The sequence below is a fragment of the Candidatus Lokiarchaeum ossiferum genome (assembly GCA_025839675.1).
GTDB lineage: Archaea > Asgardarchaeota > Lokiarchaeia > Sigyniarchaeales > Promethearchaeaceae > Lokiarchaeum > Lokiarchaeum ossiferum.
In genome coordinates this window covers 4,554,615-4,578,680 of the sequence record CP104013.1, presented here as the reverse complement: position 1 = coordinate 4,578,680, position 24,066 = coordinate 4,554,615, and the positions used below count along the sequence as shown (strand labels likewise).

Here is a 24,066-nt window from a genome sequence, read left to right as displayed (position 1 = left end):
CATAAAAGTTATTTTTTAAAAAATATCTCGGTCGTAGTAGGTTTTATCACTATTGGTGATTCATATTTTAGTTTTTTTATTTGTTCGGTCACCAAAGCATATTCCACTTTTGATAAAATATTCCGATTTCCAAATCCAACCCGCTTAACCACTTCTTTTCCAAGCATCGAAGATTTCAGATCCGAAATATCATATTTCTTTCCCTTTTGAACCACCTTTTTTTGACGAAATTCTTCGATTCTTTTTACAATCACCATTTTTCTGACAGGGGTCCAGATTGGATCTGCTTTCATTAAACCTAGTTTAAAGAAATCATGCCGAATCTTATTTGATTGCAAAAATTTCACAAGTTTCCGAATGATCTCCATCATAAATTTTTGGATCAGCATTTCGGAAGTATTTCCGAGGGGTTGGGGATCGGATTGTACATTTTCAAGCATTTCCTCCACCACATAATTAGGACCAGCATAAATTTGCTTAAATTTTGCCTTGAACTCTTCAACCGCATTATTTTGTTGGTTTTGATCGGAATAATTGTCCATTTTAGTTTGCATTGTTTTTTCAATCCTATGTTTGAATTCTGATTTTTTGTTGGGAAGTAATTTTATCGACATCTTGGTGTGTGATAAGTAGAACTTGGCTATGTTGAGTAATGTTATGTAAATGGGATAATACATTTTCACGATTTTCCGAATCAATAAATTCGGTAGGTTCATCAATAAGCAATACAGGAGGATTACCAATAAGATCACCAATTGCAAATTTGTATGCTAACCCCAACATTAACTTATGCCCACCCCCTTGATAAACATTTGCTGGATATATATCATCGGTTCCGGCATCAATTGGGGTCACGTTTAAACTATAATCTGTGTTATCCACTTGAATTTTACTAAATTCTGATTCCAAAGATAGACAATTATGATAGTCTAAAATTTTTCCTTCTAAGGCTTTAGAAGCATTTTCACGAATAGTGTTTTGAATTTCTTCAAATATCTGTTTATAACTTGTATATTTAGAGAGTAAAGTCAAAATTCTTTGAATATTAATCAACTTTGCATTGTAATGGCTGATTTCTTTGTCCAATTCCATTAAATTTTGTTGACTTTCAATTAATTTTTTATTAACCTTCTGCAATTCCTGGTGACTTACATTAAGCAAGGTATCCAATTTACTACCGAGATTTTTAATTAGATCAACATTTTTTTCAGTAAATTTTTTGATTGATAAAAAATCTAATGGATCAGTGGAAATCGCCAGTAATCCCTCTTGAGATTCACTGAATATTATATCTGGAGAAAAAGAATCAGAAAATTCATTCTCTTGAAAATTATGATTTTGTTGAACTAATCCATCACTTCTTTCAGATTTATCAAGAAAATCAGATTCTTTAAGGGATTGAAAACAAATTTTTAATTGATTAATAGATTCTATAAGCTTGTCAAGATTTTCTTGAATTTTTTGATTGACTTTTTCCTTTTCTCCCCCAATTTGCTTTAGGCTTATATTCATATCATGAGCTAAATCGCATTGGGTTTTTAATTGAGCCATTTGAGCAGATATTTGTTGTGACTGAATCTGCTTGTTTGCTATTATTCTTTGTATCTCACTACATTCTTTTTCATTTTGATCTTGAATTTGCGCATATTCGGATAATTTACTTAAGATATTACCATTTCCATCAAGAATAGCAATTTGAGCATGAATTTTTTTCAACTGAGTGTATTTTAAAGACAATTTTTGTTTCTCGAGCAATATGCTTTGATTTTCATGCAAAAGAGTTTTTTTTGTGTCTTTTAATGTCTCGATTTGGAGATTTATTTCTTTCTTTTCTTGCTTCAATTTTAAATTTTCATACTCCAAGTTTTTGATTTCCTTAATTACTGCATTTTTATCAATAGAATTTCCACAATATTCGCATAATGGACTTTCAGAAGATTTTTGACGCCTCGCTAGAATACCTCCAATATTTCCAATATCAGATTCCATTTTTTTCTCAGCTAAAACAAGTTTGTCAATTTTTTGATTAAGTTCGTCTTCAATTTCACCATTATTGGATAATTTGATTTCACTTTGGTTCAATTTTTGCTGAATCGAACAACTATCGCCAAATTCCTCTTGTTGTTCTGTCAATTCATCAAGCAATACATTACGATTTTTCTGATTTAATTCGAGTTCCATGATCTTCGACTGGTATTGTTGTGTCAACTGTTCAATTTCATGTTTTTTTTTATCAAAATTTTCAATTTCATCGTTTATCGCTTTTGCACATTCCTTAAATTCATGAAATTTATCATCCATATCTTCTAAGGAATGATTATCTTTGAGAATTAATAGAAATTTCTCCTGAATTGTCTCATATTTTGTTTGAACGTTATCTTTATCATGTTGCAAATCTTCACGTTCATTTAAAATCGATTGGAGAGCAAGAAAATGCTTTAAAATAGAAGAAAAACCATCTTTGAATTTATTGAGACTTTCTACATTGCTTTGGAAAATATTAATCTCTGTATTTAGTTTCAATATTTCTGCAAGATTATTTTGTTTATCTTCCCGTAATTTGTTTAGTAGAATCTCAATATTCCCAATTCCTGCTGTTTTTTTTTCCAATAAATTAATTTTGTTTTTAAAGGTATCTGCTAAAGCACTAGCAGCAGTTATACCAAAAATAACATCTAAATTCTTGGAACCATCTAATATATTGCTAATAGTGCCTTGTTTGAAAAACATTCCTGCTTCAAAAAATCGTTTGGAGATCCCAGTGAGTTCAACAAGTTTTAATCGTAAATTTTCTTCTCTATCCCCAAAATCTGTAGATAAGATATACACTTCATCTATATTGCCATCCATACCATTTTCTTGAGGTTGTAGTTCTTTCAAAGTAAAAAATCCTTTTGCGGAATTAGTTCTACCAGATATTTTGTGCATCCGTTGCAATTTATATTGTCGATTATCTTTTCCTTTGAAAAATAGCTCCACTCCAATTGTTTTTTGTCCGTAGAGAACTAATTGGTTTATTTTTTTGAACCCTTGTACAGTTCCAAAAAGACAATATTCCACAGCATAAAATAAAGTGGATTTTCCAGCATTATTTCGCCCATGAATTAAATTAAACTCATCAGCCAACTGGAGAGAATAATCTAAGTGTTTTCGAAAATTCTTTAATCGCATACTCTTTATCATTTTCAATCATTCCGGATATTATACTCAAATAATTCCTCCACGCGGTCATTGAGAAGATCCTTTGCCTTTTTATTCAAATTGAACGTTTTTGTTAAATTGCCTTCATCATCATATAAATATTGTACAAATTGAAAAAGTTGAGAAAGTCCTTGAATTTCCGTTTTGGATAATCCAGATTTGTTAAGAAGTGCATCTATGTTAAAATTTATGCTCAATAAAATATATCTCCCATTTTATTCAATTTAGACTTTGAATTGAAAGTTTTAGAATTATCTTTTGTTGCATAAAGTTACTTAAAAACTCCGATTTTTTTTTCTTATTTGTAATTTCCAGATAGTCCTTTTATTCTGTAAGGTGAACCTATTTGATGTTGATTTTGTACTAATTGATCAATTAATCCAAAATAACCAAATAATTAGGTGATTAAAATGGATAAAAAAAATGAAGAAAAAAAAACTACTAGTTTTAAGAGAAGAATATGGGTACCCGCCTGTCCTACTTGCGATTGCGGATGTACCGATGAAGATGACAAAGAAAATGTTGAAACCCTGACTTTTGAGATTCCAGGTGTGGATAAAGATAAGATCCATCTTGATGTAACAAAGGATCGAGTCCGTATGATTGCACATCGCAATGCTGAAACAGATTACATCTCAGAATATATGTTCTCGTGCACAGCAACTTTGGATAAAGAACCCACCGCCAATTATAAAAATGGGATTTTAACATTAGAAGTTCCAGTAGAATGCCCAGATCCATATAAAGATGCACAAAGGTTAACAATTAATTAAAAGAGTGAATTTTAGTAATTTTTTTTTATTTTTACTTAAATATATTGCTTTTAAGATACTAAGCTTTCAAAATACAAATATAATCATGATCAATATAATGGAATTAAGGAATAGGAAAGGAAAAAAAGAATTCTTTTGAAAGTTACCACGTAAGCTTTGCCCAGAATACATTGTGATCGGATTGGGAAGGTCCCTCAGGAATAACCCAAACATTCTCAACCTCAAATTCAGAAGATATAAAGATATGATCAATGCGCCGGGTCATATTATTTCCAAATTCATCAACACCAGTAGGATAAACACGTAACCATGTATCATCTAGCATTGTTAAGGACATGTTGTAATATTCTGAATCTTGCCTTGTATTAAAATCCCCCATTGAAATTACGTGATTCAGAGATTCATCTTCAATTTTCTCAAGAATTGCATTCATATGTTCACGGTGATTATCAGCATTACCATCCGGATGGGATGAGAAGATATGAAATTCTTCATTATTTATCAAAACGGTTGCATATGCAGTCCCAGTTTCATCCTTATTGCTGTAAGAAAATAATGTTTCAGCACGAGTGATTGGAAATCGGGAGAGAATTGCTGTACCAAACGTCCCAGTTACAGTTTTCGGTCCAAAATACGAGTAATAATCGAGCGCAGTAGCAAGATAGCGAACAAGATCATTATTCCAAAGACCAATCCGAGTAGTATCACACTCTTGCAGAGCAATAATATCAGCCCCCGAATTCTGAATTACTTCGAGTTGGCTTGCGTAGTTAGCTTCAGCCGATTGGTTATTTCCTTCTTGAATATTATATGTCATAACAGTAATTGACGAAATAGATTCGTTGCCATCACTAGCGGGTGAAGGCACCACAAGAAAAGCGCTGATGATAATTCCAATAGTAACCAGTGAAGATAGGATAGCGATACTTTGTTTCCCAATTTTGGGAATTGAAATCACATTGAATTGATGTTGGGTAAGATTTATGGCAAAAACCCCACCAATCATCCCCAATCCGATAATTAAATAGGGTAACCAATAGAGATTTCGAAGTAAATTACTCACCGGTTTCACATAACCCCAGACGTTTGTAAAAATAGCCATGAAAATGAGGATGATAAAATACAATCCATGAAGGGTAAAACTTCCAGTTAAAGTTGAGAGTTTAGGGGAAGAATGGATCAATTGAGAGCAGAATAAAACCATATCTAGGAATATAATTGGTGATGAAATTAGCATCATGTAAAGAGGAATCTGCTGATACCAATATGGAGATCCAACAACAACAACAGCCGAATCAGGAGCACTAGGAAAAGAGACGGTATGCACAATAATAGTAAGGGCGAGCATAATGGTGAAGAAGATATTCCATGCCCATAACCCCCATTGAGGTATCTTTGAGATAATATCAGGCTTGAGGGCAGAAACTATAACTAGACTCAGAATTACAATCACTAAAATTACAACAATAGCAATATAATTCCCTTGAGTCCAGCGAGCGAAGACTGTGGGACTCTCAAATCCAAAAACAATCAAAATGAACAAATTTAGAAGGCAAAAACTCGCTAAAAAACTACGGTGGTTTTGCTGCTTGCTCGAAGGGGGAAGTGAAACTTTTTCTTCTTGAGGGGGCGCGATTTCAATAATTTTTCCAAAATTGAAAATTCCAAACATGCAAATAATGCCCAAAACCCATCCAATTAGTTGAGTCCATCCAAAGATAGAAGAATCAAGAGAAGCACCAATTGTGCGAAAAAGAATAGATAATAGCGTCGCAATAGCTAAACTTATACCCTGAGCAAGGCCTTCTTCTTTATGGAAATCTTTAGGAATTTGAAGTAAGTATAGGGGATAGAACAAGAAGAAAAACGCAACTCCAAGGCCTGCAAAAATGATCGTCGGTCGAGTTTTTAACCAAGGTGAAATTAAGCGAAAAATAATTACAAAAATAGCGAATATCTGAGAAATCCTTCGATAAACCAAAGGTTCTTCGTAAGATCCCTGGAAAAAGAATTTATTTAAACGGGAAAGAAATGAATTTTGAGATAGTTCAGGTTTCCTAAGTAATTTGATTTTTAAGGGAAGAAAAATCAGTAATCCAGATGAAAACATCCAAGCGATTCCTGCAGCATACAGATTTAGGGAAGACCCAAGTAGGTTGACAGAATAGATCGCACCAATTAGGAACGTGGCAAGTTGTAAAAAGAATAGAAAAATAATGGATAAAAATCCCACTTTCCATAGAAAATGATTAGATTCCATATTTTTTATTTATAGCAAGATCCTTATAAAAGGTTTGAAATGTAAAATAAAATGATCAATTTCGTTCAATTTTTTAAAGAATGTAAATTTTCGTTAGATTGATGTTCTACGACTAACAATTAATAAAAAAAATGGAATTGGAGTTCATAGTTTATTTTTCTTGAAAAAGATTGAAATCGAGATTTGGCCAAGGATTGTCAATTTCCTCGATTTGATGTAATTCTCCATCCGAGATTCGATTTAAATCATCCAAATTTTTAGCAGCCCAAAGTAACTTGTTAAATCGCTGATGATGATTATGAAAACGCTGATTAGCATATTCTTTTGCCTGTTTTGTATAAAGAAGAAAAGGCCAGTCAGACCCTTCCATCAATAATAGTTCTCGAGCACATTGACGTAAAATTCGATTGTCTCTTTGAGAATATACGCGTTTTGAATCAATAATGAGTTTTAATACTTCTTCAAAATCCTTGATGCTTGAATTGATATATGGCCATAACCAAGCATGTTCCGGATTATTCCACACAGTAAAATCCCCATTTTCACCCCAAGTGCTGGGTTGCATCTTAATGATAGAAAAACTATCTTGTTGTTCTTCAACCAAGGTAGAAAGGGAGATCGTTCTGATCTGAGGCATTTTTGCAAAACGTTGATATACCGCCTCTAACCAATCTACACCTTCCATCCACCAATGGCCGTATAATTCACAATCATATGGAGACATAATCAAGGGAAGACAGTTTGAAATCTCCTCCCTTTTTGATTTTAATGTGTTTAAAACCAATGAAGTAAAATGTTCCGCTTGATTTTGAACACTTTCTTTGGCACGAGAAGGATCGTAGATGTCCTTGTGAGAGTCTCCAGTTATTCGCCAGTAATGGAGCCCAGATTGAGAATCCTTTTGATGAAATTCTCGATAGTAGGGATCACCAGGATACCCGATTTCGGGAGACCAAACTTGTTTTCCCGTTATCGAATTACGCCCGAACACACATACTCCTGATTCGAGTTTATAACCCCGATAGGTGGATGGATGAGATTCCCCATGTCTATTATCAACGAATTCTGCATTAGTAATCCCAATATCTTCCGTAAAGAAATAGGAAAGCCCTTCATCTGCAAGCCATTCATCTATAGATCGTCGCTCATAATTATAACGTTCAGACCAGTCTCGAGGACGATAAGCACATTCGGGTAACCAGATCCCCTTCGGTTTAGTCTCAAAATTTTTTTCATAGGTTTGAATTCCGACTTTGAGTTGGGAATATATTCCGGAATCAGATTCTAACAAAGGGAGGAATCCATGGGTGGCCGCTGAGGTAAGAATTTCAATTACACCTTCTTCTTGTAACCATTTTAAAGTTCCGATAACATTACGATAGAAATCGTTTTTATAGGTATTATAGGTTCTCTCAAAAGTATCTTTATGGAATTGTGCTACGGCTTGTTTCTTCTTTTCGTGAGAAAATCGATCAATATCCTGTTCTGCACGGTTAATTTTATCTTCCATATAAGCACAAAATTGATCATTCATATAGGGATCAGCCAATTGTTCCGCTAATATCGGCACAACACCAAGCATAATGTGAGGTTTTAAATTTTTTTGTTGAAATCGACGAAAAACCGACAGTAAGGGGATATAAGTTTCATTCATGGCTTCAAATAACCATTCTTCTCCAGCAGGCCATGTCCCCGATTTCCGACAATAAGGAATGTGAGCATGAAGCATTAAGGCAAAGTTTCCATCCATTTTTTTCATGTCAAAGTTATATTAGATGTTCAAGCATTTCAAAATTTTGTTGGTAATTTAACTAGCCAAGGTAAAAAAAATGTTCAAGAAAGATATTTTTCCTCTTCTGTTAAACCTAAAGTAGAGAAAAAAATGTTCGATACAAAATGGTTATCTAAGGAAGAAATTGAAGGATTAATCAACAATGAGCTAACTGATGCAGAAATCGCAAAATGTCGTAAAAATCATCTCTTAGTCCCAGTATTAGACGATATTATAGAAGGTACAACAAAACCTGGAAAAGGAGGAACGGCTTATTTTAAATTTCGAGGTAAAACAGAACCTATTTTAGATTGTACCGCCCAAGCATGGTCTTTGAACTTAGGGCACGCACCAGCAGATGTGAATTATGCAGTTCAACTTCAGGCACAACACAGCACACATGTTAGATATGGCTATTTGACCCCTATTCGAGTAAAATTAATTAATCGTTTGGCTGATATTGCCCCGGGGCAATTGAAGGGGGGAAAAATAGCTTTAAATAATTTAGGAGGGGGAGGTGCGATTGAATGTGCCATTCGGACAGCCTATATCAATACACGGAAGGGTGGAGATCAAATTGCAACATTCTGGCGAGGTTATCATGGATCGAGTTTGGCATTATCTGGAGCCACCCAACAAATTGGGATGGCTATGCGGTACCGTCCATTTGGAATCGATCGATTTTTGAAAACCATGTACCCGTATTGTTACCGATGTCCTTTTGGATATAAATGCGGACTCGAAGGGAAGAAGGACCCCAATTGCAATTTAGAATGCCTTGCTGTTGTTACCCAACATTTGGAAACGTTCCATACCTCCGGAGTTGCAGCCGTACTAATTGAACCTAACCAAGGTGCAGGAGGTCAAATTCCTGCCCCAGTCGAATTTTTGCTTGGATTAAAAGAAGTGTGCAACCGGAATAAGATGAAATTAATTTATGATGAATGTCAAACTGGTTTTGGACGGACCGGAAAAATGTGGATGACAGAACTTCTAAGTGAACAAGCAGGTGCAGATGTTTCCCCAGATATTTTGGCAGCAACCAAAGGAGCTGCTGGTGGATATCCCCTTGGGATTTGTATTGCGAAACCCAAATTAAAAATGCTTTCAGAAGCAGAGGAGCATACCACTTATTCATCTTCACCCGTATTAATGGCTGCGTCTTTAGTAACAATTGAAATTTTGCAAAAACAAAAAATTCCAGAAAATGCTGCGAGACAAGGAGCAAAAATAACTCAATTCCTTAAAGAAATGCAAACCAAATATCCTCAAATTGGAGACATAAGAGGACCAGGATTATTTATTGGAATAGAATTAGTCCAAGACGCAGAATCGAGAGCACCTAATAATGAATTAACAGAAAAAATCATTGAAAAAGGAATGAAAAACAATATAATGTTTGGTGAATGTATGCCCATCTTAAAACCGAGTGGCGAAATGATGCGCAATGTGCTAAAAATTAAACCTCCTTTAATTATTTCCGATGATGAGACCGAAAAAATCTGTCAACTCTTTGAAAAATCCTTTAAAGAAGCCCTTGCAGATTTATCTTAATTTTTTCATCAATTACATTTTTTTCCACTTTTCTAAGTATATAAGTCCCCTCCATGTTTCCACAAGCCAATCAATTTACCAACCTACTGATTTTGTAGCGGTTTGACCATATTCACATTTCATGATTGAATATTGTTCAAATGAACTTAGAAGATTAAATAAAAAATTCAAAACAAAATGAAAGTAAAAAAGTAAAAAATTATTGATTTTGAGCCCGTTTTTCTTTTAATTGGCGTTGGACTTCTTCCCACCGCTTTCCATGTAGCGGAAATTTCCATAGAAAGAATAGTACCATCAAAAGTCCTACGATTGATATCGGTGACATTAAAAGTTTTAATCCACTCGCAATACCACTTGCTTCTTCCAAGGATGCCCCTACAATATATTCTCCCCACCCATAGCCAGAAAGAACTCCTGCCACAGCTAAAAATACAAGAATCGTACTGTAACGGTTAATTAATGCATTTACCCCATAATATGCACCTTGACGTCGGCGTCCCGTTTTTAATTCATCTTCGTCAATAACACGCCCAATAATAATATCCACAAAGAACATCGTTCCACTTAACCCAACTCCAACAAACATCATACATACAATTGCCAGGATTGGAAGATTATCCAAAAAGAAGAATGGAACCAACGCAAGGATCCAAAATGATGTGGTCATCATAAAGGCTTTTCGCATTCCGAATTTATTTCCTAACCATTCCATAAAAGGAAACATTGCAGCGGCCGTAAGAAAAGCAGCTAAAAGCATTACAGTGAGTAATATGTTTCCATCAGTGATCCCCAACACATGAATCCCATAGAGAGAAATAATAGTTGTCAACATTTTAAAGATAAACCAAACAAAGAGATTTGCTGAAACAAAAATCAAGAAAGTTTTATTCTTCAAAGTAATTTTTAGGGATTCAAAGATTCCTAACATTTCATCCGGTTTGGTTATGTGCGTAGGATCTTCTTTCATACCGAACTTAAAGAATAAGAATCCAAAGATAACAACCAAAATGCAAATAACAATCCCTGTAGTAACGTACATGGAATTGACTTCTTGAGCTGAAACTGTCTCTGTGGGAACTAAATTAGCAATTAAGACAGTAGGGAAGACGAAACCCAATAATAATCCCACGATCGTCATAATATTTTTAAATTTATTTGCGCGAGCGCGAGCTTTATCGGTTTTAAACATTTCTGGGAATAATGCTAACTGATTGGAACTGAAAACCGTATAAAACAGATCATACAACATGATGATTACGATCATATAAACAGTATTCCATAGTGGTGAATCAATTGAATTAGACCAAAACATTGGAGGGGTGAATAGAAATATATTTATTAATCCAAAGGGAACAGTTATAACCAAAATCCAAAAACCTCTCCTTCCAAAACGAGATTTTGTTCTATCACTAAGAGGACCAAGAAGAGGATCGTTAATTGAATCCCAAATAGCAAATAAAATAAACGCCCCTGCAAGAACATCCACTCTAAGACCTACAACTGCATAATAATATGAAAAGACTAAAAATTGAAAGGCTTGATGACTCATCTGATCCGCCATCGCACCAAATCCGAAACACACAGTTGTGGATGTAGGATGTTTTGTATTATAATTGAAATTCTGCACATCATCCACTGCAGAACTTACATTTTTTTCATTAATTTCCACAATAAATCACATTCTAAGAAGATTTCTTACTTTGCAAAAATAAAAAACCGACTATTTTTATTAATTATAATTTGAAATCTTTTTTTATTAAAATGATCATTTTATCAAATAATTGTGATGAGATCGCCAATTAAAAATGCTTAAATTACACCAAAAAAAAATAAAAATCAATGTTTCCAAGTTTGCAGAAATCCTAATTAATAAGAATTTTTCATAGTATTTAGTGTAAAATTGCTCTCAGCGTTTTACAAATATTTAAAAAAAATTGGGTACTACTTGAAAATGTTTTACAAAGTTATAAATACTTACAAAGTAAAATAATAATTGTTTTACATCATCAATTTCATAGGATATCGCTAATTTGAAAACCATGGAAACTAAAAAAAAAAAAGAAAGAGTATTGGGCATTAGGTTAGAAGAACAAGATTATCAACGTTTTTCAGATTTTTGTGATCAACACAATATGAAAATGAGTCAAGTGGCCCGAAAAGCTCTATTGACATATGCCTATATAATCTATAATCCCCAAGTTAATCCAAAACTCATCTTTGCAAAGAATCAATTTAAATATATCATTCAATGTTTGACAGAAGAAGAAATTCGGACTTTGGTTGATATTTCTATCGGCAATGGAACTACCGATATGAAAAAACTCGAAAATTATCATCCAAAAGTCATTTATGAAACTGAAGAAAAAACCGAAGTAAATTATCAAATTGAAACTTTGGTCACGTATGTCTTCTCTGAAGATGGAGAGAATTGGTTTAATACAATAGATTATCAGTTTAACGAAAATGTTCTTATAGTATCTGGAGTTCACGAATTGGGAAATAATTTTTCTTTATATGTAAGGGATTTACTCTGTGCTTATACAAAAATGCACAATTATGTTTTAGTAGAAGAGGTTTTTACTTCAAAAAAAGTGCAAGAGATCCGTACTTTCGGCATAGAACTAAAATTTGATTTAGAAACAAAACTATCGGAATGAAATAACAAAGATAGAAACAAGGTTGACACAAATATGGGGTTTGAAATTACATCAGAATTAGAAAATGTCTACAAAGGTTTTTTATTTGAAGGCATTGTAGCTTGCTTATGGTTAGTTCTACTATTAATCATTCTTAATCATTACCGAAAAAAAAAATCTAAGATGACCGCGATTCTCTTAGCTTCTTTTACAAGTTACTTTTTAGGTTTAGTTTTTTCGTGGATTGCCAAACTCATTCAATTGAGTTTTGGATATAATTCAATTGTTTTATTTCCACCTGAAACTCCAAATTTATGGTTGATTGCAAGAATAACTCAATATCGAATAAGCTTCACATTCATTGTCATTGGAACATATTTTACTAATAAGTTTCAAGGAATGGTATTCGATACAGAAATAAAACAATTACGAAACAAAATTATACTCGTTTTGACCATCAGCACAATTTTAGTTTCTTTGATCTTATATTTCCCTTCCCAAGAAATTTTTGATTTGATCACTTTTGGGTTGGCATTTATTGTTATGCTTATGTGCTACATCCCGTTTATGATTCATGCGTTTAAAATGGGATTTAAAATGGAAAAAGCAGCCAAAGTATACAAAACAGCCTTTATATCTCTTGGAATTATGTGTGTTTGTTTTCTCATGATCTTATTAGGTATGTTATTTGATCGTGCAATGATAATATTTGTAGAAGGATGTGAAGGATACACAGTTTTCTACTATATGGGTTGGATTTCAGCGATTATTGGAGTTTTTACTACATTTATGGGATACATTCGCCCGACATTAGTAAAACCATCTCCATCCGAAAATTAAATGGAACTACCAAAAATGACAATCGAAAACTCTTTACATGACTACTTTCCAAAAAAAATTTGGAAAACACTCATTTTACGGATTAAACTAGTGTGGATATTACTAGATCTTGCGCTTCTATGCCTACTAATCTTCCAAAGCAAAATTCAGGGTTTTTTACTCGCATCTATTTGGACCCTATTTATTGGATTAAATTTAACATCATTCTTTCTACTTTTTCATCTCAGTATGGGAACTTTAGCTACAAACTGGGATGATATGGATTATTCTGACTTGATCAAAAGAGATTTTCACTTTGTGAATAAGGATGGAGTAAAAAATTATGCTTATATATACCACTCGAAAGCAATTGATCTACAAAAAGATTTATCCCCCAAAAAAACCATCATTGGACTTCATGGGTGGGGATCTCACCATCGGGAAATGGATCGTTATTGCTTACCCATTGTATTGAAAGAAAATTATGTTTATTTTACATATGATGCTCGTGGACAAGGACAAACCCCTGGAAACAAAAGTGATTTTGAACAAGTTGAGGATGCTGAAGACTTTATTGAGTTAGTTTTGAAACAACCATTTGTGGACAAAAAAAATATTGTTGTTGTTGGAATGAGTTTAGGTGCTGCAAAAACTGCAGTAGTTGCGTACCCCCATCCTGATATTAAAGCGGTAGTCATGCTATCCGGGCCCTTTGATTTAGTTTTGACTAAAAAAATCATGACTGTGCAAGAAAAAATTATCTTCAAACTATTTGGTTACAGCTTTGCCGTCCCCGAAGAAGACTTAATGAAATACAGTGGAACCAATTATTTTAAACCTGAAGGAATTATTTTGCGCGGTGACACAGAACCAACCCCAAACCATAAACGTGTACTTCTACTTGCAAATCGCAATGATCCCACGGTAAGAGTCATAAATACGGAACGAGCAATTGAAGCATTAAATCTACCTCCAGAAAATTATCACATTTATGCACACGGTAGACACTGTTTTGAAGGAAATGAATATTTTGTTTCCTTAGAAATTGCGGATTTTATCCGAAAAGTAATGACCAACTAAATTTTTTCTTCTTTATTAATTATCCCGAAAATTTTTGACAAATCAGGAACAACTCGAGAGGTAACTGTCAATAATTTTTGATGCGTATGATGCCCATTACTTACTAAAACATGTTGACATTGAATTTCTTTAGCCACTTCAAAATCGTGAATTGTATCTCCGATAAACCAGGTGGATTTCACATCAATATCATTAGCAATTATGACTTGATGAGCAAGTTCTGCTTTACTCGCAGCAAACAAATCCCGAAGCCCATTAACAGAATCAAATTTGTGTGCAATTCCTAAATTTTCAACAGATTCGACTAAATGATCATGTTGCATGGCCGAAACGATGTGTTGCTGATATCCTATGGAATTAAAATGGGTCAGAATGGATTGAACTTGTGAATACAATCCACATTGTTCTAAACGTGGTAAATATTCGTTGTAGAACTCTTTAGCCAACTCGGAAAAATCAATATCATCAAAATTGAACCCTAATTTTTCATAATATTCTATAACTGGAAAAGTAAAAATGGATTTGTAATAATTCACAGATACTTGGGGTAAATTATAATTGAGTAATATAGAGTTGATGCTGGCCACGACAATATCAACATCATTTAAGAGCGTTCCATTCCAATCCCAAAGGATTGTTTTTTTTCCAGAACTAATTATGATTCACCTACATAATCAAATACATATTAAGAAAAAAAGTGGTCGAATTATATCCTAAGATCCCCTTTGGATTGCCTTTTCAAAAGGAAGTAAACTAGGGGGAATTTGGTCATTTTGCAAAATTTTTGTAAATTCCTCGGCGACCATACCCATTAACAATTCGCGATTAGATTCATCGGTTCCGAGAAATAAAAACCGACTTTTTGGTAATTCCGCAGCGATTTTAGGATAATCTCGTTGATCATGAATTAAATCATTGGTACCATTGATCACAAAGACTTCCTTGTCCACAGCGCTTAAATTTCCAAATAATTCAAACTCATTTACTTGTTGTGCCGCCCTTTTCCATTTCCACATCACAGCATCCGCAATAAATGCTTCAGCGCGGCTTTTTTGAGTAGGCTCATGCATATTGTGTAACTTGAACCACTTAATAATGGGTTTAAGTAGTGTAAACATAAAAGTCGGGATAAAAGGAGTAATCCATTTCAACGCAAATTTACTGAACCACAACCGATGCATGGGATCAACTGTGATGACTGTTGGAGCTTTGGTCAAAACTTTATCCATCAATCCTTGCATAATTACTGCCCCACCCCAACAAGGTCCCATTAGAACATAATTTTTCTCATTTAAATCGAGGTAAGTAATAGTCGCACTGATATCTTTGGCTTTTTGATGCATATCAAACTTAGACTCCCAAAACCGAATATGACTGCTTTTTTTCTCCCGACTTTCAATATAATACAACTCCACTTTTTCATAAATGGCAGAAAATAAGTCTTGAAACCCTGCTGGATTCACACCCCACCCTGGAATAAAAACTAAGGGGCGCTTGGAAATCGGGTCTTTGGGGAGATAATGAAACACTCGAATTTCACCATCATCAACTGGTACGTATAGTTCATCACAAATATTTTTATGCCAGAAATTAGGGGCGTTTTTATTTTGAGAAGACTCGAGCATTGAGTCAAGAGATGTTTTTAATTCTTTTGGCATGGAGAAAAAATATGGATCCGTAGATATTGGTTCCTTAATTGGATCGGAACTAGGATTCTTGTTAAAATTTTCAGAGGATATCATAGGAATCAAAGGTCAATAATATGTTAGAAGAATACAATTCAATAGAAAGATACTTTCTTTTATTGAATGTTTATTTATAAAAAAAGGGGATAGTATAAAAATTTCTAGAAAAGTTATTTCGTGCGCATTCGCGCTTCTTTCAACTTCTTTTGAACGTCTTTTAATTTTTCCCCATGCAAGGAATATTTCATTAACAGCAAAATGACCAAAATATTCCCAACAATACTAATCGGAACCAATAAAAGTTTTAACCCCGTTTGAAGACCAGACACGTCTAAATCTCCTCCAACGAGATAATTTTCCCACCCATAGCCCGTTAAGACTATCGCAATAGCTGCGAAAACCAAAATTGTAGAATAACGATTAATTAAACCATTTACACCATAGTAAGATCCTGCACTGGCTTTCCCTGTTTTTAATTCATCTTCATCAATTACATTAGCTAAGATGGGTTCAACGAAGTACATTGCACCAGAAAGGGCGATTCCCATAAAAATCATTCCGATTATGGCTAAAATTGGTTGACCGTCAAAGAACCAAAATGGTATAAGGACAAAAATCCAAATGATTTGAGTAAAAATAAATCCATTTCGCCAACCCCATCGTGCACCTATCTTTTTCATCAAGGGAAAACACGCAGCAGCGGAAATAAATGCAGCTAATAAAAGGACACTCACCATGATTCCTTGCACACCTAAAACATGAATGGCATAAAGAGGAATAATTGTTGTTAACATTTTAAATACAAACCATTTCAATAAATTAGCAACACAAAAGACGATAAAATCTTTATTTGAGAAGGTATCCTTGAGCATTTGAATCATACTCGGCATGTCGTCGTTTTGTTCAACAGATTTATTAACAGGATCTTCCACCATACCATATTTAAAGAAAATAAATCCTGTGATGATCACAAGAATTCCAATAGCAATCCCTGCAACCACATACATCCCAGGTATTTTTGCAACAACATCTGCGGGTGTATCATCACTTGGAGCCATCGGATTTATAAAAATAGTGGGTAAAACAAATCCAATAATTACACCTACTATAGTAAGAATGCTTTTCCACATATTTCCTTCCCCTCGTTCTTCTTCCGACTTAAACATCTCTGAAAATAAAGCAAGTTGATTGACCGAAAAAATCGAGTAGAATAAATCATAAGCCATTATGATCAAAATCATATAGATAGCATTGGCAATATCGGAAGCATTATTTGTCCAAAAATAGGGTGGAGTAAATAAAAAGATGTTTATTAACCCAAAGGGAACAATGCTAATTAATACCCAAAAACCGCGTCTTCCAAAGCGACTTTTAGTTCTATCGCTAATGGGTCCGAGTAGAGGATCATTAATTGAATCCCAAATGGCAAAAATTACAAAAGATGCAGCAAGAAGATTTATATTGACTCCAACCACAGCGTAGTAATAGGTAAATACCAGAAATTGAAACATTTGATGGGACATTTGATCTGCTAAAGGTCCAAAGCCAAAGGCAATTCGAGTTTTTTTTGGAAGTGGGGAATATTGAACTTCCATCTCTGCAATTCCTGATGATTGTTTAATAGTTTCTTGTGTCATAAAATCAAATCCAGATAATTTTTCAAAACACGAAATTTTGTTGATGTTGTTTTTGATCTTTATATCAAATAGATATTTGATTGATATAAGGATCTATCTATATAAAATATCAATCTTGCAAAATTTAAAATAGTTGATAAAAGGCGATTTTGAACATAATTGATTCAATTTTTGAGATATATCCACAAAATTGTTCCTAAAAATAATGTTATAGAACAACCAATAATGTATTTACAAAAAAGTTAATAATTCTTTTCGAATTGAGTTAAACTCCGTACTAGTTCGATCTCGCGGATGTGGAAGATTGATCGATTCAATCTTCTGAATATTCGCAGGATCCTTCCCTAGAACAATCACTTTATTACTGAGAAAAACCGCTTCGTCGATATTATGAGTTACAAAGACTATCGTAAGATGTTGCTCATGCCAAATGTGCAATAAATCATTTTGAATCGAATTTCGGGTCTGAGCATCTAAAGCACTGAAGGGTTCATCCATTACAATAAGATTACTAGCAGGATTGCTAGCAATAGCACGGCAAATGGCAATTTTTTGCTTCATACCTCCCGAAATATCTTTAGGGTAATATTTGCGAAATTCTTCCATCTCCACTAATCGAAGTAAACGAGTTGTAATATCTGTTTGATCATCTTTAGAATATTTTTTAATCCGTAATCCAAATTTAATGTTATCTTCAACAGTTAACCACGGAAAAAGAGAAAAATCTTGGGGTACATATCCAATATTTCCTAGTCGAGAGAATTTTCTAGTTGCTCGGTTATGATCAGAAGATTCAATTTCTCCAACAAAATCATCATCAAACCCAGCGAGAATTCGCAATAAGGTAGTCTTTCCACAACCGCTTGGACCAATGATCGAAATAAAATCATGATCGGACAACTTAAAGTGAATTTGCGAAAGAACTTCCTTGGTAGTCTTTTGAGGGGTTTGAAATTGTTTTGATTCAATATTAATATCTAGCATTATACTTCCTCCGTTTGTTTTTTTGGTGTCCAGCGTAAGATATAACGTTCGATTAATTCAAAAATTCCATTGATACCTAAACCAACAATTGCAATCATTAGCATTCCAGCCATCATATTTGCATAATTGCCAACATCCTTCATATAATTAATAAAATAGCCGATACCGCCAATATTAACATCAATACCCATCATTTCTGCAGCAATTACACACATCCATCCCACCCCAAAAGAAACTTTTAATCCTGTTAAAATATTTGGAATTATGGCAGGTAAGGTAATTTCCAACGCAATATCGACCTTAGTTGCACCAAGAGAACGTGCAACATCCGCATAGACTTGATTACTGCGATGAACTCCATCGTAAGCATTTTGAAAAATGGGGAAAAATGCACCTACAAAAATTACAAAGGAACTTGACAATATCCCCAGACCAAAAGTAATGATCGCCATTGGAATCCATGCAATGGGAGGAATAGGGCGAAGAAGTTCAAGCATTGGTCTTAGAATCCTATCAAAAAGAGGACTCGACCCAATAATCACACCTAAAGGGACACCAATAAAAAATGCATAAAGAACACCTAGCAGGACGCGAAATAAACTGGCTCCCACATGATCTAGAAGATTATTACCATCTATTCGAGTAACCAATAAATGAAAAAAAGTTTGAAATACTTCAAAAGGGGAAGGCAATACACGTATGCCGTTATTCATCCCCTCATTAATTATAACAACGAAAAGGGCCCAAACTCCGATAAACACTAGAAAACTCAATAGGAGATAACCCAATTTAATTAGATATTGGGTCGATTTACGATTAGATAAAGACTCTATTTCCATGACTTCATTGATGCTCCGGTTTACGTGTTTGTGTTTCTTGAACAAAAAAATAAAATGATTGATTTCTAACAACCAAATCGCTGACAATGAAGTCATTTGGAGGACTGCTTAAGACATAAGTGAAATATTTACTCCAGTACATACCATATTTCTTCCCATTAAAATCATGGGTAAATATGACCTTAAATTTTTTAGAAGATTGAATTTGGTTCCCTTCAAGGGCTTGAATTTGACACCCGGTGAAATAATTCCCAGCGATCCACAATTTTTTGATAGCATCGAGAATTTGGAACAAAGATAAGGCAGTTATATGATATTTGTGATTATAGAACCATTCGATTAATTCGATGGCATTATTCTCATGAATCGGCGCATCTGGAATGGATTCAATGTAACTTAAAAATGTACGGCGCCCAACAGCCATCATTTTAAAGTCATTTAACATAAGGTGGGATAATCGATATTCGTCCATCGCACTCCGTTCAATTTTTTCTTTCTCAAATTTATCTTCCATAGCACATTTCACTTGGAGAAGATCAAGCGCTTCTTCGATTACTTTTTGTATTGATCCATATTTTAAGGCCATTTTTTTAATTTTTGAACGATAATCTTCGGAAATTTTTGAATGTAGACTATAAGATTTTTCTCTTGGTTCCTGTTTTTGATTTACCATAAGTTATAAATCACATTTATGTTTTTTATGAGAAGAAATGTTTCGATGTGTATATATAGTAGCAATCATCTTTTAAGTTTAGTTATCAAAAATTCTGAAATTGGATTTTTGGAAAGTGAACTACTATGAGAGGAAAACGTACAATTACAATTTTTATAGGAGGAATAATTCTACTAGCGGGATTAACAACAGCAATTATAATCTATGAAAAATCTAGACCCGAAAGTGTTCGAATTGGTTATTTAGAAGGAGATTTACACCAACTTGCTTTTTATATTGCTCAAGAAAAGGGATTTTATACGGACGAAGGACTTAATGTTACTGCAGTTCCCTTTTCAAATGGGGGAGCAGTGATGGCAGCTTTTGAAACCCCTCCGGCCACACGTTCTATTGACATTTCATACTTAGGATTTGCCCCCGCCTTATACCATCGATTTAATAACCCTGCTGCTAACATCAAGGTGTTAGCTAGCGTAAATGTAAACGGATCTGCACTAATTGTCAGAGATGATGATTCAATTCAAACCGCTGCTGATCTTGCAGGATTGAAAATTGCGGTTCCAGCCCGACATAATATGCAAGATTTTATTTTGGCAATGATTCTCGACCAAGGAGGATTAACTCATGACGATTTAGGAGAAATTATTGTCATGGGACCATCCGATATGATAATTGCACTTCAAAATGGGAATATAGACGGCTATATTGCTTGGGAGCCTCATAATGTCAAAGGTACCACTGTAACAATAGGAGGGAAGTATTTATATACCAGCAGCGATGTTTGGTCCAACCATCCTTGTTGTGTAATTGCATCCCATGAAGATTTCATTGATGCAGATCCTGAAACCGTACAAAAAGTCATCAATGTCCATTATCGCGCAACAGAATGGATTTTAGATCATTGGGAAGAAGCTAAATCTATTGCAATGGAAAAAATGAATCTATCCGCAGAACAAGCCACCGAAGCCATGGCTAACATTGGTTATGTCTATTCTAATGATCTAACTCAAATGACCGCATTTGTGGACAAACTTGTAGAATTAAATCCGGATGTCAGTTTGGATTCGGAATATATTCCATCTGAAATTACAACATCAACTCAATTTATTGATTATTTTGTTGATGGAAGTTATCTGGCAGCTTTAGACTAAAATTTTTTTGTTTTTCCAATTCTTTTTCTTCTAAAATTTTAAATCAATCAACAAAATGTAACTTTTGTTAAATAAAAATAAAAAAAAGGACACTCTATTTCAACTCAGTCAAGTTTATGTCGGGATGGATGTTTAGAGTTAAAAAACCATCTGTAAAGACAGGATAAATTAGAGTTTCATCAAAATCCAATAAAAGATCAAGATATAATATTGATCCTTCAACAGTATAATTAAAAATAGGCGTTAAAGCCCCATAACCATGATTTCCAGATATACCATGGGTTAAATTCCAACTGGCTTCGAAAATATTATCAGAAGATGAAGGTAAACTTCCGAAAGTAACATTTAAATTTGAAGGTATATCAAAATGATTCTGCGCTTTATGACTAAATTGAATTGAATCAATTGAAAAATCCGATTTTTTAAGCATGGAAGAACCATAAATCGTTCGAGTTAGTGGTAAACTGCTCCAAAAACCACCTGCACGATCATGGAAACGAGCTGGCTTAAAGCAATTAACAAGATAAACTTCCAGTTTCTCTTTTGCAGAACAAACATAACTAAAATAATCGGCTGTTTGGTCTTCATAATTTGTATTTCGATATTGATTCTCACCCACTTCAGTATAAAAACCTGAAGTTCTAGAATCAAATTCAAGAACTCCTTCCGTTTTTAATTTTAAATCTTGCCTTACAAATTCATTTCGGATCCAACATTTTACCTTGGCTGAATAGTTTGTATCAACAAAAACTTGCACGGAATTGTTACGTTTCACATGTTGAGCCCATAACAAAACTAAATATCCCCCATCACTCGTTAAGTTGACAAAAGCAGGTTGTGGAAAAATGACTTCCCATAAATCAAGTTGTACATTTCCACTTTCTGACTCAAAGAAAATATTTCCGCGAATGTTCAGACGATCCATATAAATATTCATATCACCAGAGTCAGAATTCAGAATAACATCAGAATTTATCGATGTTTTATTAAGATATCCAATGAAACTGCCTGTTGTTATTGAAACTTTAAATTCATCAAATTCAAAATCACCTTTAGCATCTAAATAAACATCACCGTCTTTAGTATCGCTATCGAAGATATAGCTTTCATAATCAGAACTTATCCAAATGTTGTATGTCCAGTCAATCGTACGAGAAAAATAATCATCTTCATGGTATATACCTCTTATAAATATCTTCAGGGTGTCACCACTTTTTCTTTGAGAAATGGAAATACTTAATGGAACATGGAGAAATGATTCAACCACTGTGCAGTTTAAATAGGCATCTAAAATATTGGTTGAATTTGGGGGAAGGAATACAATGTTCATGTCGATATTATCTGCGCGGTTATAGATCTCAATTTTGGAAATATCATAGCGTTCCTTTGAGATACTGTATTCATCAACATATGTTCGCCTCTTTTCCATTTCAAAAATACCATAGAGGGAAGATCCTACAAGTGCTAAAGAAAGCACAACTACAGCAATTATTATTCCAGTTTTTTTTTTCATGATTGAACACCCAGTGCTGGATGAATGTTTATTATTAGATTTCCATCTGTAAATTGAGGATAAATTCGAGTAATATCGAAATTCAAAAATAAATCAAGATATAGAATCGATTTTTCAACAGTATAGTTAAATGCTGGAAGTAGAGAGCCAAATCCAGAATTACTTCCAATTTTATAACTTAATTTCCATGAAGCTTCAAGAATGCTGTCAGATGTAGTATTTAAAGATCCAATCGTTACATTAAGATTTGAAGGAATATCAAAATTTTCAACAGCCTTATTGGTAAATTGGATTTCAGTGATTTCAAAATCAGAATTCATAAGCGTGTAGTTCCCAGCTATAGATCTAAAAGAACTCATACTCTTTGACCATCCATCCGGTAGTAATTCGCCAACCATATGATATCGAACAGGTTTAAAACAATTCACGATATAAACATCGGATTCAAATTTTCCTGAAACTAGGAGCTTGAAAAAATCTAATGTTTGATCCGCATAATTTGTATTTTGATAATGGTTTTCACTAATTTTATTGAAAATACCAGAATATTTTGATCCAAAATCAAGTGTTCCCTCAGTAATCATTTTTAGATCCATTCTCATAAACTCATTACGACACCAAAATTTTACCTTTGACAGGAAATTTGAATTCAAACAAACATCCACACAGTTATTGTACTTAGCATGTTGAGCCCAAAATAATATCACAGAGCCTGTATCACTTGTCATGTTTAACTTAGATGGTTTAGAGAAGATAACATCCCAAAAATTTAATGTAATTGTAGCACTTTCAGATTCCGCATATAAATTACCTTCTATTTCCAATTGATCTGCAACTAGAAGTAAATCACCAGATTTAGAATTCAAAGATATATCGGATTTTATGGAAGTGTGATTAAGATATCCTGCGAAACTCCCTGTTCGAGTAGATACTTTGAACTCTTCAAAAGCAAAATCGCCTTTTGCGCTCAAATAAATATTAGCATCCCGAGTATCACTGTCAAAAATATAACTTTCATAATCTGAGCTAATTTTGATAGTATAATTCCAGGAAAGCGTTTTAGAGAAATAATCATCTTCATGATAGGATCCCCGAATGAAAATTTTTAAAGCTTCTCCACTCTTACGATGGGAAATGGATATTTCAAGCGGAATATGCAGATATGATTCGATAACAGAACAGTTCATAAATGCATCTAATATATTAGTAGAATTTTGTGGTAAAAAGATGAAATCTATATCAATATTATTTGCTCTATTATAAATTTCTATGGTAGAAACATCATACTGTTCCTTGCTAATGCTAAATTCTTCATGATAAGTTCTTTGTCTATCTGCAACAACAATTCCAATAAACGAAGAAATAAAAAGGGCCAAAAGAATAACAACAGCACTAAATGCAATTCCAGTTTTTTTTTTCATCTTTAAACACCTAAATTTTATGAAATATGTAATTACTTTCTTTTTTTGACACGAGTCAGGTCAAATAAA

The 24,066-nt window shown here is 33.8% G+C and carries 20 protein-coding genes; 6 read left to right on the top strand and 14 right to left on the bottom strand.

Annotated elements, in window-relative coordinates; all coding sequences use genetic code 11:
• Positions 1 to 8 precede the first annotated feature (8 nt).
• The 3 genes from NEF87_RS19660 to NEF87_RS19650 are packed head-to-tail and all read right to left on the bottom strand — an operon-like array spanning position 9 to position 3,398.
• Positions 9 to 554: a hypothetical protein gene (locus NEF87_RS19660; protein ID WP_457917173.1), complete on the bottom strand. Its 546-nt coding sequence runs from the start codon at positions 552 to 554 to the stop codon at positions 9 to 11.
• 13 nt (positions 555 to 567) lie between these two features.
• Positions 568 to 3,183, bottom strand: coding sequence for an AAA family ATPase (locus tag NEF87_RS19655; protein ID WP_457917172.1), 2,616 nt, complete (start codon positions 3,181 to 3,183; stop codon positions 568 to 570).
• 2 nt (positions 3,184 to 3,185) lie between these two features.
• Positions 3,186 to 3,398, bottom strand: a complete 213-nt coding sequence (locus tag NEF87_RS19650; RefSeq protein WP_457917171.1) for a hypothetical protein — start codon at positions 3,396 to 3,398, stop codon at positions 3,186 to 3,188.
• Between the two features lie 213 nt (positions 3,399 to 3,611).
• On the opposite strand from NEF87_RS19650, the gene NEF87_RS19645 reads away from it, so the two are divergent.
• Complete coding sequence (locus tag NEF87_RS19645) at positions 3,612 to 3,974, top strand: Hsp20/alpha crystallin family protein (protein WP_457917170.1); 363 nt, start codon at positions 3,612 to 3,614, stop codon at positions 3,972 to 3,974.
• A gap of 142 nt (positions 3,975 to 4,116) precedes the next feature.
• On the opposite strand, the gene NEF87_RS19640 is transcribed toward NEF87_RS19645, so the two are convergent.
• Together NEF87_RS19640 and NEF87_RS19635 are read right to left on the bottom strand one after the other, a co-directional pair.
• The gene (locus tag NEF87_RS19640) at positions 4,117 to 6,234 is read right to left on the bottom strand and encodes an endonuclease/exonuclease/phosphatase family protein (protein ID WP_457917169.1); all 2,118 of its coding nucleotides are present in this window, start codon (positions 6,232 to 6,234) and stop codon (positions 4,117 to 4,119) included.
• 151 nt (positions 6,235 to 6,385) lie between these two features.
• Positions 6,386 to 7,993 carry a 1,4-alpha-glucan branching protein domain-containing protein gene (locus tag NEF87_RS19635; RefSeq protein ID WP_457917168.1) on the bottom strand — a complete coding sequence of 536 codons (1,608 nt, stop codon included), beginning with the start codon at positions 7,991 to 7,993 and terminating at the stop codon, positions 6,386 to 6,388.
• Positions 7,994 to 8,116: 123 nt separating this feature from the next.
• Between NEF87_RS19635 and NEF87_RS19630 the strand changes: the two genes are divergently transcribed.
• On the top strand, positions 8,117 to 9,559 hold the full coding sequence (locus NEF87_RS19630) for an aspartate aminotransferase family protein (protein WP_457917167.1): 1,443 nt from the start codon (positions 8,117 to 8,119) through the stop codon (positions 9,557 to 9,559).
• A 199-nt stretch (positions 9,560 to 9,758) separates the two neighbouring features.
• Here the strand turns inward: NEF87_RS19630 and NEF87_RS19625 are convergent, their stop codons facing one another.
• A complete protein-coding gene (locus NEF87_RS19625) occupies positions 9,759 to 11,228 on the bottom strand; it encodes an MFS transporter (protein WP_457917166.1) in 1,470 nt (489 codons plus the stop codon).
• Between the two features lie 370 nt (positions 11,229 to 11,598).
• On the opposite strand from NEF87_RS19625, the gene NEF87_RS19620 reads away from it, so the two are divergent.
• From NEF87_RS19620 to NEF87_RS19610, 3 genes are read left to right on the top strand one after another with little or no spacing between them, the layout of a single operon-like run.
• Positions 11,599 to 12,216 carry a hypothetical protein gene (locus tag NEF87_RS19620; RefSeq protein ID WP_371803173.1) on the top strand — a complete coding sequence of 206 codons (618 nt, stop codon included), beginning with the start codon at positions 11,599 to 11,601 and terminating at the stop codon, positions 12,214 to 12,216.
• A gap of 33 nt (positions 12,217 to 12,249) precedes the next feature.
• Entirely contained in the window at positions 12,250 to 13,035 is a 786-nt protein-coding gene (locus tag NEF87_RS19615) for a hypothetical protein (protein WP_457917165.1), read from the top strand.
• Between the two features lie 15 nt (positions 13,036 to 13,050).
• The gene (locus tag NEF87_RS19610) at positions 13,051 to 14,094 is read left to right on the top strand and encodes an alpha/beta hydrolase family protein (protein ID WP_457917164.1); all 1,044 of its coding nucleotides are present in this window, start codon (positions 13,051 to 13,053) and stop codon (positions 14,092 to 14,094) included.
• Here NEF87_RS19610 and NEF87_RS19605 read toward each other — a convergent pair.
• The 6 genes from NEF87_RS19605 to NEF87_RS19580 all read right to left on the bottom strand — a co-directional run bounded on the left by NEF87_RS19605 (position 14,091) and on the right by NEF87_RS19580 (position 19,912).
• The gene (locus NEF87_RS19605) at positions 14,091 to 14,729 is read right to left on the bottom strand and encodes an HAD family hydrolase (RefSeq protein WP_457920138.1); all 639 of its coding nucleotides are present in this window, start codon (positions 14,727 to 14,729) and stop codon (positions 14,091 to 14,093) included. The two genes, NEF87_RS19610 and NEF87_RS19605, sit on opposite strands and share 4 nt — an antisense overlap.
• A gap of 78 nt (positions 14,730 to 14,807) precedes the next feature.
• On the bottom strand, positions 14,808 to 15,836 hold the full coding sequence (locus NEF87_RS19600; protein WP_457917163.1) for an alpha/beta fold hydrolase: 1,029 nt from the start codon (positions 15,834 to 15,836) through the stop codon (positions 14,808 to 14,810).
• A gap of 113 nt (positions 15,837 to 15,949) precedes the next feature.
• Positions 15,950 to 17,416, bottom strand: a complete 1,467-nt coding sequence (locus NEF87_RS19595) for an MFS transporter (protein WP_457917162.1) — start codon at positions 17,414 to 17,416, stop codon at positions 15,950 to 15,952.
• A gap of 231 nt (positions 17,417 to 17,647) precedes the next feature.
• Positions 17,648 to 18,400: an ABC transporter ATP-binding protein gene (locus tag NEF87_RS19590; RefSeq protein WP_457917161.1), complete on the bottom strand. Its 753-nt coding sequence runs from the start codon at positions 18,398 to 18,400 to the stop codon at positions 17,648 to 17,650.
• Entirely contained in the window at positions 18,400 to 19,239 is an 840-nt protein-coding gene (locus NEF87_RS19585; RefSeq protein ID WP_457917160.1) for an ABC transporter permease, read from the bottom strand. Before NEF87_RS19585 ends, NEF87_RS19590 begins: the two co-directional genes overlap by 1 nt.
• A 4-nt stretch (positions 19,240 to 19,243) precedes the next feature.
• Positions 19,244 to 19,912: a hypothetical protein gene (locus tag NEF87_RS19580; RefSeq protein ID WP_457917159.1), complete on the bottom strand. Its 669-nt coding sequence runs from the start codon at positions 19,910 to 19,912 to the stop codon at positions 19,244 to 19,246.
• A gap of 125 nt (positions 19,913 to 20,037) precedes the next feature.
• Between NEF87_RS19580 and NEF87_RS19575 the strand changes: the two genes are divergently transcribed.
• A complete protein-coding gene (locus NEF87_RS19575; RefSeq protein WP_457917158.1) occupies positions 20,038 to 21,063 on the top strand; it encodes an ABC transporter substrate-binding protein in 1,026 nt (341 codons plus the stop codon).
• Positions 21,064 to 21,157: 94 nt separating this feature from the next.
• Here the strand turns inward: NEF87_RS19575 and NEF87_RS19570 are convergent, their stop codons facing one another.
• Together NEF87_RS19570 and NEF87_RS19565 are read right to left on the bottom strand one after the other, a co-directional pair.
• Positions 21,158 to 22,576 carry a hypothetical protein gene (locus NEF87_RS19570; protein ID WP_457917157.1) on the bottom strand — a complete coding sequence of 473 codons (1,419 nt, stop codon included), beginning with the start codon at positions 22,574 to 22,576 and terminating at the stop codon, positions 21,158 to 21,160.
• On the bottom strand, positions 22,573 to 23,997 hold the full coding sequence (locus NEF87_RS19565) for a hypothetical protein (protein ID WP_457917156.1): 1,425 nt from the start codon (positions 23,995 to 23,997) through the stop codon (positions 22,573 to 22,575). The genes NEF87_RS19570 and NEF87_RS19565 overlap by 4 nt, the downstream gene beginning before the upstream one ends.
• Positions 23,998 to 24,066 lie beyond the last annotated feature (69 nt).

What these genes read in the sequence shown, in the direction of transcription:
- NEF87_RS19630 (WP_457917167.1), top strand. Translation starts at nt 8,117, where the DNA reads ATGTTCGATACAAAATGGTTATCTAAGGAAGAAATTGAAGGATTAATC.
- NEF87_RS19575 (WP_457917158.1), top strand. Translation starts at nt 20,038, where the DNA reads ATGAGAGGAAAACGTACAATTACAATTTTTATAGGAGGAATAATTCTA.
- NEF87_RS19620 (WP_371803173.1), top strand. Translation starts at nt 11,599, where the DNA reads ATGGAAACTAAAAAAAAAAAAGAAAGAGTATTGGGCATTAGGTTAGAA.
- NEF87_RS19595 (WP_457917162.1), bottom strand. Translation starts at nt 17,416, where the DNA reads ATGACACAAGAAACTATTAAACAATCATCAGGAATTGCAGAGATGGAA.
- NEF87_RS19640 (WP_457917169.1), bottom strand. Translation starts at nt 6,234, where the DNA reads ATGGAATCTAATCATTTTCTATGGAAAGTGGGATTTTTATCCATTATT.
- NEF87_RS19615 (WP_457917165.1), top strand. Translation starts at nt 12,250, where the DNA reads ATGGGGTTTGAAATTACATCAGAATTAGAAAATGTCTACAAAGGTTTT.
- NEF87_RS19635 (WP_457917168.1), bottom strand. Translation starts at nt 7,993, where the DNA reads ATGAAAAAAATGGATGGAAACTTTGCCTTAATGCTTCATGCTCACATT.
- NEF87_RS19600 (WP_457917163.1), bottom strand. Translation starts at nt 15,836, where the DNA reads ATGATATCCTCTGAAAATTTTAACAAGAATCCTAGTTCCGATCCAATT.
- NEF87_RS19660 (WP_457917173.1), bottom strand. Translation starts at nt 554, where the DNA reads ATGCAAACTAAAATGGACAATTATTCCGATCAAAACCAACAAAATAAT.
- NEF87_RS19590 (WP_457917161.1), bottom strand. Translation starts at nt 18,400, where the DNA reads ATGCTAGATATTAATATTGAATCAAAACAATTTCAAACCCCTCAAAAG.
- NEF87_RS19570 (WP_457917157.1), bottom strand. Translation starts at nt 22,576, where the DNA reads ATGAAAAAAAAAACTGGAATAATAATTGCTGTAGTTGTGCTTTCTTTA.
- NEF87_RS19645 (WP_457917170.1), top strand. Translation starts at nt 3,612, where the DNA reads ATGGATAAAAAAAATGAAGAAAAAAAAACTACTAGTTTTAAGAGAAGA.
- NEF87_RS19585 (WP_457917160.1), bottom strand. Translation starts at nt 19,239, where the DNA reads ATGGAAATAGAGTCTTTATCTAATCGTAAATCGACCCAATATCTAATT.
- NEF87_RS19565 (WP_457917156.1), bottom strand. Translation starts at nt 23,997, where the DNA reads ATGAAAAAAAAAACTGGAATTGCATTTAGTGCTGTTGTTATTCTTTTG.
- NEF87_RS19580 (WP_457917159.1), bottom strand. Translation starts at nt 19,912, where the DNA reads ATGGTAAATCAAAAACAGGAACCAAGAGAAAAATCTTATAGTCTACAT.
- NEF87_RS19610 (WP_457917164.1), top strand. Translation starts at nt 13,051, where the DNA reads ATGACAATCGAAAACTCTTTACATGACTACTTTCCAAAAAAAATTTGG.
- NEF87_RS19655 (WP_457917172.1), bottom strand. Translation starts at nt 3,183, where the DNA reads ATGATAAAGAGTATGCGATTAAAGAATTTTCGAAAACACTTAGATTAT.